Origin of the sequence: Roseobacter sp. CCS2 (assembly GCF_000169435.1) — a bacterium.
In the GTDB taxonomy this organism is placed as follows: domain Bacteria; phylum Pseudomonadota; class Alphaproteobacteria; order Rhodobacterales; family Rhodobacteraceae; genus Yoonia.
The window spans coordinates 166575-182371 of sequence record NZ_AAYB01000003.1; the positions used below are offsets into that span (position 1 = coordinate 166575).

Genomic DNA, 15797 nt, shown 5'->3' on the forward strand with positions numbered 1-15797 from the left:
CGCATTGGGTGGGCCTTTATCCGATTACTCCATCACTGGAATTGAGAATTCGCCACCCTCTTTGATGCCTGATGGCCAGCGTGATGTGATCGTCTTGGTTCGCGTATAGAACTTGAACGCATCCGGTCCGTGCTGGTTCAGATCGCCGAACATGGACTTCTTCCAGCCGCCAAAGGTGTGATAGGCCAGCGGCACAGGGATTGGCACGTTTACACCCACCATGCCGATGTTGATCCGGCTTGCAAAGTCGCGGGCTGTATCACCGTCGCGGGTGAAGATCGCGGTGCCATTGCCGTATTCGTGGTCCATGGCCAGGCCGATCGCCTCTTCATAGGTTTCTGCGCGCATGGTGGACAGGACGGGGCCGAAGATTTCGGTTTTGTAGATGTCCATGTCTTTGGTGACGTTGTCGAACAGATGCGCCCCGACAAAGAAACCGTCCTCATAGCCTTGCAAATTAAAGTTGCGGCCGTCGACCACCAGTTTCGCGCCTTGATCAATGCCAGTCTGCACGAGGCGCCCGATGTTTTCTTTGGCTGCAGCGGTGACAACAGGCCCGTAGTCCACGTCATTGCCAGAGGTATAGGGGCCAACCTTGAGCGCTTCGACTTTTGGCACCAGTTTTTCCAGCAAACGGTCAGCGGTGTCATCGCCCACCGCCACTGCGACCGAAATTGCCATGCAGCGTTCGCCTGCCGCACCGTAACCTGCGCCAACCAACGCATCAGCCGCTTGTTCCATGTCTGCGTCGGGCATGATGATCATGTGGTTCTTTGCGCCACCGAAGCATTGGACGCGCTTACCTTGCGCGCAGCCCGTGCCGTAGATGTATTCGGCGATAGGGGTGGAGCCGACAAAGCCGACAGACTGGATCGTGTCGTCATAAAGGATCGCATCGACCGCTTCTTTGTCGCCGTTCACGACTTGCAGGATGCCTTTGGGCAGGCCTGCTTCTTCCATCAGTTCGGCCAGCATCAGCGGCACCGATGGATCACGCTCGGAGGGTTTAAGGATGAACGCGTTACCGCACACGATAGCAGGTGCGAACATCCACATCGGGATCATTGCGGGGAAGTTGAAGGGCGTGATGCCTGCCGTCACCCCAAGCGCCTGTTTCATGGAATACATGTCAATGCCTGGCCCGGCGCTGTCGGTAAATTCACCTTTCAGCAATTGGGGCGCGCCGATGCAGTATTCTACCACTTCGAGGCCGCGGATGACGTCGCCTCTTGCGTCTGGCAGCGTTTTGCCATGTTCACGGCTTAATGCTTCGGCCAGTTTGTCCATGTCACGGTTGAGAAGACCAACAAAAGCCATCATGACACGCGCGCGGCGCTGCGGGTTCACTGCGGCCCATGCGGGCTGCGCTTTGGCTGCGATTTCGACCGCTTTGGCCATCTCTTCGCCGTTTGCCAAAGGCACCTTTGCCTGCACTTCGCCTGTCGCGGGGTTAAAGACGTCGGCAAAACGCCCCGACGTACCTTTGACGTGTTCGCCGCCGATGTAATGGGTCAACTCTTGCATGGGATTCTCCGCAATTGGTTTGGGTGAATATACCCTTGCATTTTTCGGCGTAAAAGAACCAATATTTCAAAATCATTTTGCAAAAACGCAAGGGCGATATGGAAAACTGGGATGATATGCGTGTGTTTTTGGCGGTGGCCCGGGCAGAAGGGCTATCGGGTGCGGCACCAGCACTGAAAATGGACCCATCTACCTTGGGGCGGCGCATCGCGCGGCTGGAGCGGAGCCTCGGTGCGGCGCTGTTTGTAAAGTCACCGCAAGGTTATGCACTGACCGATTTAGGGGAAAGGATGAAAGCACGCGCGGCTGAAGCCGAGGTGCATTTGACGCGGGCCCGCGACGAAGGGCGGGGTGATGCGGCGGCATTAACCGGGCAAATCCGGATCGGCGCACCGGATGGTGCTGCAAATTTCCTTTTGCCGCAGGTTTGTGCGGCAATCCAGGCAAAGAACCCGGAACTGGACGTGCAAATTCTGGCGTTGCCGCGCGTGGTAAACCTGTCACGCCGGGAAGCGGATATGGCGATTACCGTAAGCCCGCCCGCAGCGGGGCGTTTGACGGTGCAGAAAATCACAGATTATCAGCTACACTTGGCCATGCGGGCAGATGCGCCGCCTTTGCACGACCTTGATGGCCTGCGCACACGGCGGATCGTTGGCTATATACCTGACATGATCTTTGACAAGGAACTGGATTACCTGGACGCGATTGAAGCGGCGCGCGTGCAGATGGCGTCCAATTCCGTTGCGGTACAGTTACAGATGATCCGACAGTCCGGGGTCGGGATTGTGCATGATTTTGCACTGCCCTTCGCGCCTGAATTACAAATGGTGCTGACCGATGCGGTCGCGCTGACCAGATCATTCTATCTGGTGCGCCATACTTCTGATCGACGTTCTGACCGGTTGACGCGGTTTGCAGCGTTACTCAGGCAAGGCATGCAGGATGAGGTGCAGCGGCTGGAACGCACGGCACGCTTGACAGCAAGCCCCCCCATTTGAGACGCTAAAGACCCGGAGCATCATCAAGGAGCCCGCACATGCTTGTGTCCCAAATGTTAAAATCAAAGCCCGAGGTGGGCGTGATTTCGGTAAAGCCAACCGCGACCGTCACAGATGCGGCCAAGCTGCTGTCAAAGCACCGGATCGGTACGGTAGTGGTATCAGCGGATGGTGAAACGCTTGATGGGATTTTGTCGGAACGCGACATTGTACGCGAACTGGGGAAACGCGGGATGGGCTGTTTGAACGACCCTGTGCGCGATTTAATGACAGCGAAGTTAACGACATGCGGCCCGTCCAACAATGCACTTGAGGTGCTTGAGATCATGACAGCTGGGCGGTTCCGCCACTTGCCTGTGATGGACAATGGCAAGATGGTTGGGCTGATTTCTATCGGTGACGCTGTGAAAGGCCGCCTTGCCCAGCTTGCAATGGAAAAAGAATCCCTCGAAGGGATGATCATGGGCCACTAAGCCCTTTCTTGCATTTCGGTTTGGAATACTGTTGCTTTGCTGCGACTTAAGACATCATGAGGTTTGCCATGCGCGTAGGACTTTACCCCGGTACATTTGATCCGGTGACGCATGGACACCTTGATATTATTCAGCGCGCCTGTTCGCTGGTGGATCGTTTGGTGATTGGCGTTGCGATCAACCGTGACAAAGGGCCGATGTTCACGCTGGAAGAGCGGGTCGCCATGATTGAGGCGGAAACAGCCCATTTGGGTGCCCAGACCGGGTGTATTATCGACGTGCACCCGTTTGAAAACCTTCTCATCAATTGCGCGCGCGATGTCGGGGCCTCTGTTATCATTCGGGGCCTGCGTGCTGTTGCTGATTTTGAGTATGAATATCAGATGGTTGGTATGAACCGTGTACTGGACAATTCAATCGAAACCGTTTTCTTGATGGCGGAAGCGCAGCATCAGGCGATTGCATCAAAACTGGTCAAGGAAATTGCGCGATTGGGTGGCGATGTATCCAAATTTGTCACCCCTGCTGTGAACACCGCCTTGAAAAAGCGGTTCGCCGGTTGAATTGGCTCTGGATGCTGGTGGGAACCTACTTGCTTTATGCCGCCGTGATGGTCGCAGCCCATCCGCGGATCATTTACCCGTTTGGGCCCGACGCTTTTGACAATCCCACGTTCCGGCAAGAGGTCGTTTCAGATCGTGATGTTGCTTTGGCTATCGCGGATGGTGACGATGATCTGGCAGTGCTGTTTTTTATGGGGAACGGCGGTGCGTTGGCTTATTTTACGTTTTCGCTTGATGCCCATCAGGACAGCAACCGTACTGTGGTTGGCATGCAATATCCCGGTGGTGGCGGGATCCCCGGCCGCCCTTCAGAGGCTGGATTAAAAGCGGATGCATTGGCCGCCTATGATTGGTTGGCTGATCAACATGCAGGCCCGATTGTCGTGCATGGGTTTTCGCTTGGCACAGGTTTGGCGATCCATGTTGCTGCATCACGCGATGTAGAGGCCGTTCTGCTTGATGCCCCCTATACGACGTTGTGTGAATTGATGACCAAAGGGTCCTATTTACCCGCATGTTATCTGCCGGGGGTGCAAAAGTGGCGTTCGGCAGATGATATACCCGGATTATCAGCGCCAGTTTTGATCCAGCATGGGACCGCTGATCAGCTGATCCCGATCAGCTATGGTGAACGACTTGCCACGATGATGCTGGATGCAGGTCTTTCAGTGACGTTTCATGCGGTCGATGGGGCGACCCATAACAATCTGCCGGGGCAACCGGGCTATCAGGACCGTATCAACGGCTTTCTGGCAACCTTGCCGAAATAACAAAGCCGCCCCCGAAGGCGCGGCTGTTTTTCATGTGTGGCTAATGATTTAGCCGTAGATCGCCTTGGCTGCGACCTTGCTTGCGTCTTCGCGGAACATGCCAAGGTCAATGGCTGTTTCGACGGGCATTGCGCGCAGCTCATGCTTGAGGCGGCTGTAGGCCACGCGTTTCTGGACGGCGGTGCGAACTGTGTTCAATACGGTCATGTGCGTGCTCCTTTTAAGTCATCGCGTTTTGTTTCGTGATCCACATGTAGCAATGCTGCGGCGCAGAACAACTGACAGTTAGCGCTAGCAGGTATGACGAAATTGCATGGCCGGATTTGCAAACTGCACAATAAAAAAGCCGGCCCAGATGGGCCGGCTTCAAAATGGTATCTGGCTGCGCCTAGATCAGTTTGCCCATCGCCACGGCGGTATCTGCCATCCGGTTGGAGAAACCCCATTCGTTGTCATACCACGTCAGGATGCGCACCATATTGCCGTCCAGCACTTTGGTTTGGTCAAGATGGAAGATCGAAGAATGTGGATCATGGTTGAAGTCAGAGCTGACCATGGGAAGGTCGGTGTAAGCCAAAACCTCGGCCATGTCGCCATTGGCGGCGTTCATGATAGCCTCGTTGATTTCCTCCACGCTCGTATCGCGAGAGGCCTCAAAGGTAAGGTCCACAACCGACACGTTCGGTGTTGGTACGCGGATCGCAACGCCATCCAGCTTACCGTTCAGTTCTGGTAGGACAAGGCCAACAGCCTTGGCCGCACCAGTGGATGTCGGGATCATCGACAACGCTGCGGCGCGCGCGCGGTAAAGGTCTTTGTGCATCGTATCCAGCGTGGGTTGGTCGCCGGTGTAGCTGTGGATCGTGGTCATGAAACCCTTGGTGATGCCAACCGCGTCGTTCAGCACTTTCGCAACGGGTGACAGGCAGTTCGTTGTGCAGGATGCGTTGGATACGATGATATCGTCGCTGGTCAGCACACTGTCGTTCACGCCATAAACAATTGTTTTATCAGCATCTTTGCCAGGGGCAGAAATCAGCACACGGCTGGACCCATTATCAAGGTGGGCCTGGCAGGCCTCTTTGCTGGTGAAAATCCCGGTGCATTCCAGAACAATGTCCACATCCGACCACGGCAGATCGGCCGGATTGCGGATCGCGGTCACCTGAATGGGGCCGCGGCCAACGTCAATCGTGTTTTCGGTTGTGGTGACAGTTCCGGGGAAACGACCATGCACGCTGTCAAATCGCAGCAGGTGGGCGTTCGTCTCAACCGGTCCCAGATCATTGATTGCGACAACTTCGATATCGGTCCGTCCGCTTTCGATGATCGCACGCAGGACGTTGCGACCAATGCGGCCAAATCCGTTGATAGCTACTTTGACGGCCATGGTAGTCTCCTCAGGGTCAATGTTGGCGCTAACATTGCGATTTATACAGAAAGGTCAACCTTTGATCGTGTTTAGCGCCAGAAGGCTATCCATTCGATTAACGCGGTCAGCTTGCGCATCAGAAATACGGTATTCGCCCAGTCGTACTGGACGAAATCAACGGCAAAAAGTGCCGCGATGATAATCCCGATAATCAGAGCAAGCTTATTGGTCATGCCAATGGTCTAGCGGGCGTAGCCGCAAATGGCAAAGCCCGCTTGCGCAGGTTTACTTGGCGTTTAGTGCAAGCGGCCCATCGTGGCTGCAACATCCGCCATGCGCGCGGAAAAACCCCATTCATTGTCGTACCATGCCAGAACGCGTACGGTTTTGCCGCCAACGACCTTGGTCTGGTCAGGCGCAAAGATCGAGCTTTCGGTCGTATGGTTAAAGTCAATACTGACCTTGGCTTCGTCATCATAGGACATCACCATACCCATGTAGCCACCAGCGGCTTCTGCGACTATCGCGTTCACATCTGCGACCGTCACTGACTTGCCAGCCTCGAACGTCAAATCAACGGCGCTGACGTTGGGGGTAGGGACCCGCATCGCGGTGCCATCCAGTTTCCCGGCAAGTTCCGGCAGCACTTCACCCAGTGCCTTGGCCGCACCAGTCGAGGTTGGGATCATCGCCATCGCCGCAGCACGTGCGCGGTAAAGGTCATTGTGACGCCGGTCTAGCGTCGGTTGGTCGCCGGTATAGCTGTGGATTGTCGTCATGATGCCCCGTTCGATCCCGATTGCATCGTTCAGAACCTTCGCCAGGGGGGCAAGGCAATTTGTCGTGCACGATCCGTTGGATACCATACGTTCAGTTGCGATCAGGTCGCGGTGGTTCACACCGTAAACGACCGTCCGATCAACGTTTTTGGCAGGGGCCGAGATGAGTACCTTTTTGGCACCGCGGCTGAGGTGTACATCCGATTTCTGACCGTCGTTGAATTTGCCGGTGCATTCCAGCACCACATCCACACCGTCCCAATCCAGTTCTTCGGGCGCGTAGGTCGACATCACGTCGATTGGCCCGCGTCCCAGATCAAGCGTGTTGCCTTTGACTGTAACAGGGCTGCCAAAGCGGCCATGCACGCTGTCATATTTCAGCAGGTGCGCGTTTGTCTCAATCGGGCCGGTGGCGTTGATCTTGACGACTTGTACGTCGTTGCGCGCGGCCTCGGTGATATGCGCCAAAGTGCAACGCCCGATGCGCCCAAAGCCGTTGATGCCGATGGTAACTGTCATGCCTGCGGTCCTTTGGTGTGCGTTTCTCTTGTAGTTTGGTATACGGATGTATGCGCGTAGGACCAACTGAAAAAGTGTTTTGGCTCAATATGTTATCGTTAACAAAGGCCGTTAGCGATAACGAATTGAGCTTGCGCCAACATGTTACCGCAAACAGTTTTCTGACCTGTCGAATCGATCATCGACTTTGTCGCGTTTTCCAAACGAAGGGGACTGTCCGTGGTAACAAAGCGGTCGAGCAGAGGCTGCGCCAAGACTGGTTTTCGATGTTTTTTCGTCCTAAGCCGACTTGGTCGCGTTGGATGCGGGATGGACATTGTATAATGCCCTTCCGTATCGTCCGAAGTATGTCATGGGACATAGCAAAAATGAAAAGTGTTGTTATGAACGGCGACGCAATCGCGCCGGATCGCAGGAATCAGTCAGGGACGACAAATGATAAGACTACTTTATTTTAGCACAGCGAATGCAGACGTGGACGCCGCACAGGTTAATGAGATCGCTGCTGTTTCAGCACAGGCAAACGCGCAACGTGATGTGACCGGGGCGTTAGCCTATAATGGTCGCAATTTCTGTCAGGTTCTTGAAGGTGAAGACGCCGTTGTTCGGAACCTCATTGCGAAGATTGAACAGGATCCACGCCATAGCGGCTTTAAAATCATTGATAAAAAATCGGTTGATCATCGTCACTTTGCCGAATGGTCCATGAAGCTGGTCAGCGATCTTGATTTCAGCACCGTTATTAACGCGATGAATGCTTAACGGCGCACTGCAAAAAGTGAAGGTTTGAAAAGGCGATGCGACCCTTACTCGAATCGTGCGGCCAGTTCTTCCAACGTAAAGCTTTGTGGCACGAAACCTGAATTGTCAGGATCGTCATTCGGATCTGACGTGACGCACATTTCGTTGCATAACTGCCGTGCGATCTGCGCGTCAAAGTCGACAAGCCAGACCCGCCCGGCCGGTGTGCTAATATAGCCGTCGATTTCGGCGTCAAAGTCACCTTTGACATCGTCCAGCGACGGCACCTCATTGTCATAAACATCAGAGTAAGAGCCATGCGTATGATAAGACGCCACGACATTGTCGTCTGGTGGCGGTAAATCGCAGAAATCCTCGCGTCCGGACGAAGGCGCTGTCGCCGCCAGACCGCCTGTCTCTGTCTCAAAGATATAACCGCAGTATTCCCTGCTTTCAGCGATAGAGACTGGCTGCAAGCCATTCAGCAGGCTGGTGGCGAAAACATCTATATCATCGGTTTGCGCGATGATCGGCGGATCTTCGGTGCAACTGACCAGTGTGACAAGGCCGACTGCGGCCACGACGGTTCCAATTTTGAGGTATGTCATCGTCGTGACCTTCATCTGTTATTTGATCAGTGATTTGACCTTATCAGCGGTGTCCTGTGCCGTGATGCCAAACTCTTTGAAAAGCTGTTCGGCAGGGGCTGATGCACCAAACCCGTGCATCCCGATAAAGCCGGATTTTTCGCGCTTGCCGCGTTCACCGAATAACCAGCGGTCCCAGCCAAAGCGAATGCCCGCCTCAATCGCGACGCGCACGGGGCCGCCGGGCAGAACGCGCTTGCGGTAGCTTTCTTCCTGTTCTTCGAAGATTTCCCAGCAGGGCATGGATACAACGCGGGTGCCGATGCCATCGGCGTGCAGCAAATCGCGCGCTTCCATGGCGATGCTGACCTCTGACCCGGTGGCAAGCAGGATCGCCTGGCGCTTACCTTCCGCATCCGCCAGCACATAGGCACCTTGGGCGACCATGTTTTTGTTCTTATGCTCGGTCCGCACGGTTGGCAGGCCCTGCCGGGTCAGTGCCAGCACGCTGGGTGTTTTTTGCGATGTCAGCGCCAGCTCCCAGGCTTCTGCCGTTTCCACCGTATCTGCCGGGCGGAAGACGTTCATGTTTGGGGTGGCCCGCAACATGGCAAGGTGTTCGATGGGTTGGTGCGTTGGCCCGTCTTCGCCAAGGCCGATGCTGTCGTGGGTCATGACGTATGTTGTGGGGATGCCCATCAGCGCGGACAGGCGCATCGCGCCGCGCGCGTAGTCGGTAAAGCACATGAACGTACCGCCATAGGGGCGCGTGCCGCCGTGCAGCGCCATGCCGTTCATCGCTGCCGCCATGCCGTGTTCACGCACACCGTAGTAGATGTAACGGCCCTTGCGGGTATCGGGGTGGAACACGCCCATGTCGGATGTCAGCGTATTGTTGGACCCTGTCAAATCAGCAGACCCGCCGATTGTTTCCTGCATGATCGGGTTGATCACTTCGAGGGTCATTTCAGAGGATTTGCGCGTTGCGGCCTTTGGCTGGCCTTCCGTGATCTGCTTTTTCAATGCGCGGATCGTGGCAGACAAACGCTTGGGCGCCTCGCCTGCGTAAATGCGGTTGAACTCGGCCTGTTTGCTGGCGGAAAGCGTGCTAAAACGACCGTCCCATTCTTTGCGGGCAGCGGCACCGCGTGCGCCGATATCGGACCACTGCTTGCGTGCATCAGCCGAGACTTCGAAATCGCCCATTGGCGCGCCGTAGGTTTCTTTCGCTGCCTTGAGCTGTTCGTTGTCGGTCAGCGCGCCGTGGCCTTTGGACGTATCCTGTGCAGCATGACCCAGTGCGATATGTGTTTTGCAGGCGATCATAGATGGCTTGCCGGCTTTTTTGGCCGCAGTGATGGCCGCGTCAATCGCATCGGGATCGTGCCCGTCGATTTCCTGTACATGCCAGCCAGAAGCCTTAAAGCGCATCTTTTGGTCAGTGATATCGGCAATATCAACTGTGCCATCAATGGTGATGTTGTTGTTGTCCCAGAATACGATGAGGTTTGACAGCTTTTGCATACCGGCCAAGGCGATCGCTTCTTGGCTCACACCCTCCATCAGGCAACCGTCACCTGCCATCACGTATGTATGGTGGTCGATGATTTTCTTGCCCCAGGTCGCGCGCTGGATTTCTTCGGCGATGGCGAAACCGACAGAATTGGCGATGCCTTGGCCCAAGGGACCCGTCGTTGTTTCGATCCCGCGGGCATGGCCGAATTCGGGGTGACCGGCAGTGCGCGCGCCCCATTGGCGAAAGTCCTTGATCTGCTCAAGCGGCATGTCTTCATAGCCGGTGAGGTACATCAGCGCATAAAGCAGCATGGACCCGTGACCGGCGGACAGGATGAACCGGTCGCGGTCAGGCCAATGCGGCGCTTTGGGATCAAACTTGAGATGTTTTTCAAACAGAACCGTTGCTACATCGGCCATACCCATGGGCATTCCAGAGTGGCCAGAGTTGGCAGCGGCGACCGCATCTAGTGTCAAAGTGCGGATGGCTGTCGCTTTCATCCAATGGTCAGGGTGGGCGTTCCGCAGTGCTGCAATATCCAAGATGATCAGGTCCTATTTACGAAAGGTGAATAACGGGCGTTAAGAGGGTCATATCAGGCAGGCCCCCAAGATCAAGCGTGCGCGCTAAGTTACTCATATTCTTGGCAGCCGCAGGTTTGCGAGCGGGCGGGGGATGGCTTACGCTGAAAGCAAGCAGGCACGATTCGGCGCACCACGACCCGCTGTTGGGACAGAAAATACGGTGCACCACAATGGTTATGGCAAAGATGGGGCCGCCATCATGCCACGAAAGGAAGAGCGGATGAGTGACATCAGTACATTGGAAAGCCGCATTACGGCGGCGCTTGACCGGATCAGGCAGGGTGTCGATTTGCTGGATGGGCAATCTGCCGCCGACCCGGAATTGAAAGCGTCGCTTGATCAAGAACGCGCGCAAAATGCCGAACTGATCGAACGCGTTCGCATTCTGAAAGAGCGTCAGGATACACAGGTAACCAAGCTGACACAGCGTGCTGAAACGCAGAGCAAACAACTGATGACGCTTGATGAAGAACTGCAAAGGTTGCGTGCGTCCAACGTGCAGTTGCGCGAAATGAATGCCAAACTGCGCGACGCGGTGACAACCGGATTAGCGCCTGAATTGCATGATGCGGCGATTGCCGCTGAGTTGGAAGCGCTGCAAGCGCAACGCGCGGCGGATGCGGCTGAGGTTGATGCCATTCTGGACGTGCTCAAACCCCTGATCGAGGAGACGTCACATGCCGCAGGTTGAAATTGCGATAGGCGGGCGAACCTTTGAAGTAGCTTGTCAGGAAGGCGAAGAGCATTTCCTGCATTCTGCCGCGGCGATGCTGGATACCGAAGCGACCCATCTGGCTGAACAGATCGGTCGTGTGCCAGAGGCGCGAATGTTGTTGATGGCGGGTTTGATGCTGGCCGATAAGACCGCGGGTCTGGAAGACCGGGTGCGCGAGCTGGAAACCGAAGCAGCCAAGATGCGTGCCGAGATGGAAACGATGCAAGGCCAGCCAGCGCCAGAGCCTGTGCGCGTAGAGGTGCCGGTCGTGCCTGCCGCTGTCACGGACGCTTTGGCTGAGATCGCGGCCCGTGCCGAAGCATTGGCCGATCAGGTCGAAGCCCAGTAGTGCTGTGGCGGGCAAATGCTCGCTAGCAGTATTTAGGCGTTTGCTTCGCGGATCTTATGTGCGGCATCTTTGTCGTAGGTGACACCGTTTTCTGCGAACAGCGTGTCCAACTCTCCCGACAGTGTCATCTCGGTGATGATATCGCAGCCGCCGACAAATTCGCCTTTTACGTAAAGCTGTGGAATGGTGGGCCAGTCAGAATAATCCTTGATGCCTTGGCGCAGCGCATCATCGGCCAGCACGTTCACGTCGTTAAAGTCGACGCCCATGAAGTTTAGCACGCCAGCGACGCGGGATGAGAAGCCGCATTGCGGCATGCTTTTGGTGCCTTTCATAAAAAGCACGACGTCATTGCTGGTGACGGTTTCTTTGATTTGATCTTGGGCTGTCATAGTGGTGTCCTTTGTTTTGTAGGCAAAGCCTCGAAGAGACTTTGGAGACAAATTTTTGTTCCAACATTTAGCGGCTATTCAGGCGCCTTTGTTGTCAGCGCGAGTGCGTGCAGTTCGCCATTGTTCCCGTCCATCTTGCCTTTGAGCGCGGCATAGACCGCGCGTTGTTGTTGCAGCCGGTTCTTGCCGCGAAAGCTTTCGTCGATCACCTCGGCTGCGAAATGCGCGCCGTCGTCACCCTGAACGTTGATTATTGCGTCCGGAAATGTTTCGCGCAGCAGCGTTTCGATGTCATGGGCAGTGATCGACATGGGCGGTCCTTTTGGTCGGTTGCACTTAAGGTAGGGGTGCGGGCTGTGGTGGGCAAGTGGGGATGCCTCTGGCAGCGGTTTTTAAAGCAAGATGATCATCAGGCGACAGCGTTTTCAAAGGCCGTGCGGAAGGTTTCGCTAAGTTCTGAAAGGGGTGCGCTTTGGCTGCCGAAGGTGATCTGGTCACCGCCGACTTTTCCGACTGTGGTAAGGGTGACGCCGGTTTGGTTTGCCGCGATCATCAGTGCTTCGGCCTGGTCAAAGTTGCAGGCGATCAGATAGCGTGCCTGATCTTCGCCAAAGAGTGTTGGCGTGTCTTCAATGTCGAGTGCGATGCCGACACCTGCTGTTTCCGCCATCTCAAACGCGGCAAGGGCAAGGCCGCCATCGGAGAGGTCGGTGCAGGCTTTGATGTAGGCGTGGTTCGCGCGGATGAAATCGCCGTGCGCTTTTTCGGCTGCCAGATCGACCGGTGGCGCGTCGCCTTCGGCGCGGTCGTAGACTTCGGCCAGCAAGGCGGATTGGCCGAGGTGGCCGGTGGTTTCGCCCAAGAGCAGCAGTAGGTGGCCTTCGCGGATTTCACCCGTGATCATGTGATCAGGATGGTTGATGATGCCGACAGCCCCGATTGTGGGCGTGGGCAAGATGCCTTTGCCGTCAGTTTCATTATAGAGCGAGACGTTGCCGGACACGATGGGCATATCCAGCGCTTTGACCGCTTCGCCGATCCCTTGGATCGCGCCAACGAATTGCCCCATGATGCGCGGTTTTTCGGGGTTGCCGAAGTTCATGTTGTCGGTTGTGGCCAGCGGGGTTGCACCGACGGCGGTGAGGTTGCGGTAGGCTTCAGCCACGGCTTGCTTGCCGCCCTCAACAGGGTTGGCTTTCACATACCGCGGGGTCACGTCGCTGGTGAAGGCCAGTGATTTGTCCGTGTCATGCACCCGCACGATGCCTGATCCTGCGCCGGGGGTGCGGGCCGTGTCGCCCATGACCTGTTGGTCGTATTGTTCATAGACCCACTGCTTGCCCGCGTAGTTGGGGCTGTTGATCAGGGCTTTCAACCCGTCGATAGGGTGCACGCCAGTGATCTCGTCCAATGGTTCGGGGGCTGGGGTTGGTTCCCATGGCCGGTCGTATTCGGGGGCGGAGCCGGAGAGGGTGGCGAGTGGCAGATCGGCCATGACCTCGCCGTTGTGTTCGACAAGAAAGCGGTCTTCGACGATGGTTTCACCCACGATGGCAAAGTCGAGGTCCCATTTTTCGAACACCGCGCGGGCTTCCGCCTCAAGCTCCGGCTTCAGGACCATGAGCATGCGTTCTTGGCTTTCTGACAACATCATCTCATAGGCGGTCATATTGTCTTCGCGCTGCGGAACGGCGTTGAGGTTGAGTTTGACGCCCAACCCGCCTTTGTCGCCCATTTCCACGGCAGAGCAGGTGAGGCCGGCGGCACCCATATCCTGAATAGAGATCACGGCACCTGTGGCCATCAATTCCAGTGTGGCTTCCATCAGGCGCTTTTCGGTGAATGGGTCGCCGACTTGGACCGTCGGGCGCTTTTCTTCAATGGTATCGTCGAATTCGGCCGACGCCATGGTGGCACCACCAACACCGTCGCGGCCTGTTTTTGCGCCAAGGTAGACGACAGGCATGCCAACGCCGGAGGCGGCAGAATAGAAGATTTTGTCAGCGTCGGCCAAGCCAGCGGCGAAAGCGTTCACAAGGCAGTTACCGTTGTAGGCCGGGTCAAAACGGACTTCGCCGCCGACTGTGGGCACGCCAAAGCAATTGCCGTAGCCGCCGACACCAGCGACGACGCCGTTGACGAGTTGACGGGTTTTGGGGTGTGAGGGCTCACCAAAGGAAAGCGAGTTCATGGCCGCAATCGGGCGTGCGCCCATGGTAAAGACATCGCGCAGGATGCCACCGACGCCAGTTGCCGCCCCTTGGTAGGGCTCAATATAGCTGGGGTGGTTGTGGCTTTCCATTTTGAAAACCACGGCTTGGCCATCGCCAATGTCGACTACGCCTGCGTTTTCGCCGGGGCCGCAGATAACTTGGGGGCCTTCGGTCGGCAGGGTGCGGAGCCACTTCTTGGAGGATTTGTAAGAACAATGTTCGTTCCACATCGCCGAGAAGATGCCGAGTTCGGTGAAGCTGGGTTCGCGTCCGATGATGTCAAGAATGCGCTGGTATTCGTCAGGCGAAAGCCCATGGGCTGCGATCAGGTCTTCGGTGATGGCTGGCTCTTGCATCTTGTCCCCCGGTGCTGCGAGTCGCGCGTGTTTTACGGGGTTGCGCGTGAGAGGGAAAGGGAGGTGTTCAGATGCAGGCACTGATGCTTCTGGCGGACTATTTAAGGAGACTGGGAAAGATGTGAGACGCGGCGCGCAGTCTGTCATAAAAAAATGCCGGGCACGAAGCCCGGCCTAGTCCAACAGGGAGGTGAAGGTGATGAGCGTTTAAGCATCATTGCCTTCAAGAGATGAGATAGGGTGCGTTTTTTGACCATTCAAGAAAAAATCGGATGGAAAATACGCAAAGCCGCTATGTGCCCTGTGCATGGCTGAGGAGCGCGCCCGCTTAATGCAATGAAATGAGGTGCTTAGCCCGCTGCCGTTTCACGCATTTTGCGCCGGTGCGCGAAGATTTCATCCTGCACAAAATCACGGAATGCGCTGATCCGCTTGGACTGGCGCAGTTCTTCGGGGTAGGCGAGGAAGACGGGGACTTCACCGCTTTCCAAATCAGGCAGGACGCGCACCAGATCAGGGAAGTCTTCGGTGACGTAATCGGGCAAAACGCCGATACCGATGTTGTTGAGAACCCCTTGCAGCACGCCGAAATAGTTGTTCACGGTAAAGGTGTTTGGAATGTCGGCGGTCATCAGATGTTGAAGCAGTGTCGCACCTGCGGCTACCTGAATGGAATTCAGGCTTTGACCGATCAGACGGTGATTGGACATGTCTGACAGTTCAGCAGGCGTTCCGTTTTCTTCCAAATAGGACTGCGTTGCATAAAGCCGCATCCGCACCGACATCAGGCGTTTACGGATCAGATCGGCTTGCGAGGGTTCTTTCATGCGAATGGCGACGTCCGCTTCGCGCATGGGCAGGTCGAGCACGCGTTCTTCGAGCATCAGGTCGATTTTGAGGTCGGGGTAAAGCTCGTAAAGTTTTGGCAGACGTGGCGCCAGCCAAAGGGTGCCAAAACCGGTTGTGGTCGTGACACGCAGTTCGCCAAAGACTTCCTCTTCGCTGTCGCGAATACGGGCCGAGGCCGCTTCAAGTCGCTTGTTCATGCTCTTGGTCGCATCAAACAGCAACTCACCCTGTTCGGTCAGGATCAACCCGCGGGCATGTCGGTGGAAAAGGGTCGTATTCAGTGATTCTTCCAGCGCCCGAATTTGCCTGCTGACCGCTGATTGCGACAAATGCAGCGTATCGCCCGCGTGTGTCAGCGACCCTGCGTCAGCGACGGCGTGAAATATTCTTAGCTTGTCCCAGTCCATTTCGCCCAGCCGCCAAAGTTGTTATCGCTATCTTTGGCCGAACATTACGCGCAGACTGCGGGGTGATGCAAACACCGTTGGCAAATA

Annotated in this window: 18 protein-coding genes; 7 read left to right on the forward strand and 11 right to left on the reverse strand. The window is 56.0% G+C overall.

The window, feature by feature from the left end:
- Window positions 1–24: 24 nt before the first annotated feature.
- Window positions 25–1524 carry a CoA-acylating methylmalonate-semialdehyde dehydrogenase gene (locus RCCS2_RS12035; protein ID WP_008234581.1) on the reverse strand — a complete coding sequence of 500 codons (1500 nt, stop codon included), beginning with the start codon at window positions 1522–1524 and terminating at the stop codon, window positions 25–27.
- A gap of 98 nt (window positions 1525–1622) precedes the next feature.
- On the opposite strand from RCCS2_RS12035, the gene RCCS2_RS12040 reads away from it, so the two are divergent.
- From RCCS2_RS12040 to RCCS2_RS17950, 4 genes are all read left to right on the forward strand, one after another.
- A complete protein-coding gene (locus RCCS2_RS12040) occupies window positions 1623–2525 on the forward strand; it encodes a LysR family transcriptional regulator (RefSeq protein WP_008234583.1) in 903 nt (300 codons plus the stop codon).
- A 38-nt stretch (window positions 2526–2563) separates the two neighbouring features.
- The gene (locus RCCS2_RS12045; RefSeq protein ID WP_008234585.1) at window positions 2564–2998 is read left to right on the forward strand and encodes a CBS domain-containing protein; all 435 of its coding nucleotides are present in this window, start codon (window positions 2564–2566) and stop codon (window positions 2996–2998) included.
- Window positions 2999–3066: 68 nt separating this feature from the next.
- Window positions 3067–3561: a pantetheine-phosphate adenylyltransferase gene (gene coaD, locus RCCS2_RS12050; RefSeq protein ID WP_008234586.1), complete on the forward strand. Its 495-nt coding sequence runs from the start codon at window positions 3067–3069 to the stop codon at window positions 3559–3561.
- An 11-nt stretch (window positions 3562–3572) separates the two neighbouring features.
- Window positions 3573–4331, forward strand: a complete 759-nt coding sequence (locus RCCS2_RS17950) for an alpha/beta hydrolase (protein ID WP_008234587.1) — start codon at window positions 3573–3575, stop codon at window positions 4329–4331.
- A 48-nt stretch (window positions 4332–4379) separates the two neighbouring features.
- On the opposite strand, the gene RCCS2_RS18570 is transcribed toward RCCS2_RS17950, so the two are convergent.
- The 4 genes from RCCS2_RS18570 to gap (RCCS2_RS12070) all read right to left on the reverse strand — a co-directional run bounded on the left by RCCS2_RS18570 (window position 4380) and on the right by gap (RCCS2_RS12070) (window position 7001).
- Window positions 4380–4538, reverse strand: coding sequence for a hypothetical protein (locus RCCS2_RS18570; protein WP_008234588.1), 159 nt, complete (start codon window positions 4536–4538; stop codon window positions 4380–4382).
- A 181-nt stretch (window positions 4539–4719) separates the two neighbouring features.
- Window positions 4720–5721 (reverse strand): type I glyceraldehyde-3-phosphate dehydrogenase, encoded by a 1002-nt coding sequence (gene gap, locus RCCS2_RS12060; protein WP_008234589.1) that lies wholly within the window; start codon window positions 5719–5721, stop codon window positions 4720–4722.
- A 71-nt stretch (window positions 5722–5792) separates the two neighbouring features.
- On the reverse strand, window positions 5793–5936 hold the full coding sequence (locus RCCS2_RS18575) for a hypothetical protein (RefSeq protein WP_008234590.1): 144 nt from the start codon (window positions 5934–5936) through the stop codon (window positions 5793–5795).
- Between the two features lie 63 nt (window positions 5937–5999).
- On the reverse strand, window positions 6000–7001 hold the full coding sequence (gene gap, locus RCCS2_RS12070) for a type I glyceraldehyde-3-phosphate dehydrogenase (protein WP_008234591.1): 1002 nt from the start codon (window positions 6999–7001) through the stop codon (window positions 6000–6002).
- 435 nt (window positions 7002–7436) lie between these two features.
- Between gap (RCCS2_RS12070) and RCCS2_RS12075 the strand changes: the two genes are divergently transcribed.
- On the forward strand, window positions 7437–7763 hold the full coding sequence (locus RCCS2_RS12075; RefSeq protein WP_037294083.1) for a BLUF domain-containing protein: 327 nt from the start codon (window positions 7437–7439) through the stop codon (window positions 7761–7763).
- Between the two features lie 44 nt (window positions 7764–7807).
- Here RCCS2_RS12075 and RCCS2_RS12080 read toward each other — a convergent pair whose 3' ends face one another.
- On the reverse strand, window positions 7808–8350 hold the full coding sequence (locus RCCS2_RS12080; RefSeq protein ID WP_198007044.1) for a DUF4329 domain-containing protein: 543 nt from the start codon (window positions 8348–8350) through the stop codon (window positions 7808–7810).
- Between the two features lie 18 nt (window positions 8351–8368).
- Window positions 8369–10387, reverse strand: coding sequence for a transketolase (tkt, locus tag RCCS2_RS12085; protein ID WP_037294085.1), 2019 nt, complete (start codon window positions 10385–10387; stop codon window positions 8369–8371).
- 133 nt (window positions 10388–10520) lie between these two features.
- On the opposite strand from tkt, the gene RCCS2_RS12090 reads away from it, so the two are divergent.
- Window positions 10521–11120, forward strand: coding sequence for a hypothetical protein (locus RCCS2_RS12090; protein WP_008234595.1), 600 nt, complete (start codon window positions 10521–10523; stop codon window positions 11118–11120).
- On the forward strand, window positions 11107–11493 hold the full coding sequence (locus RCCS2_RS12095; RefSeq protein ID WP_008234596.1) for a cell division protein ZapA: 387 nt from the start codon (window positions 11107–11109) through the stop codon (window positions 11491–11493). The genes RCCS2_RS12090 and RCCS2_RS12095 overlap by 14 nt, the downstream gene beginning before the upstream one ends.
- A 32-nt stretch (window positions 11494–11525) precedes the next feature.
- Here RCCS2_RS12095 and grxD read toward each other — a convergent pair whose 3' ends face one another.
- The 4 genes from grxD to RCCS2_RS12115 all read right to left on the reverse strand — a co-directional run bounded on the left by grxD (window position 11526) and on the right by RCCS2_RS12115 (window position 15710).
- Window positions 11526–11885: a Grx4 family monothiol glutaredoxin gene (grxD, locus tag RCCS2_RS12100; RefSeq protein ID WP_008234597.1), complete on the reverse strand. Its 360-nt coding sequence runs from the start codon at window positions 11883–11885 to the stop codon at window positions 11526–11528.
- 74 nt (window positions 11886–11959) lie between these two features.
- Window positions 11960–12196, reverse strand: a complete 237-nt coding sequence (locus RCCS2_RS12105) for a BolA/IbaG family iron-sulfur metabolism protein (RefSeq protein ID WP_008234599.1) — start codon at window positions 12194–12196, stop codon at window positions 11960–11962.
- A gap of 98 nt (window positions 12197–12294) precedes the next feature.
- Window positions 12295–14454, reverse strand: a complete 2160-nt coding sequence (gene purL, locus RCCS2_RS12110) for a phosphoribosylformylglycinamidine synthase subunit PurL (RefSeq protein WP_008234600.1) — start codon at window positions 14452–14454, stop codon at window positions 12295–12297.
- Window positions 14455–14804: 350 nt separating this feature from the next.
- The gene (locus RCCS2_RS12115) at window positions 14805–15710 is read right to left on the reverse strand and encodes a LysR family transcriptional regulator (RefSeq protein WP_008234602.1); all 906 of its coding nucleotides are present in this window, start codon (window positions 15708–15710) and stop codon (window positions 14805–14807) included.
- Window positions 15711–15797 lie beyond the last annotated feature (87 nt).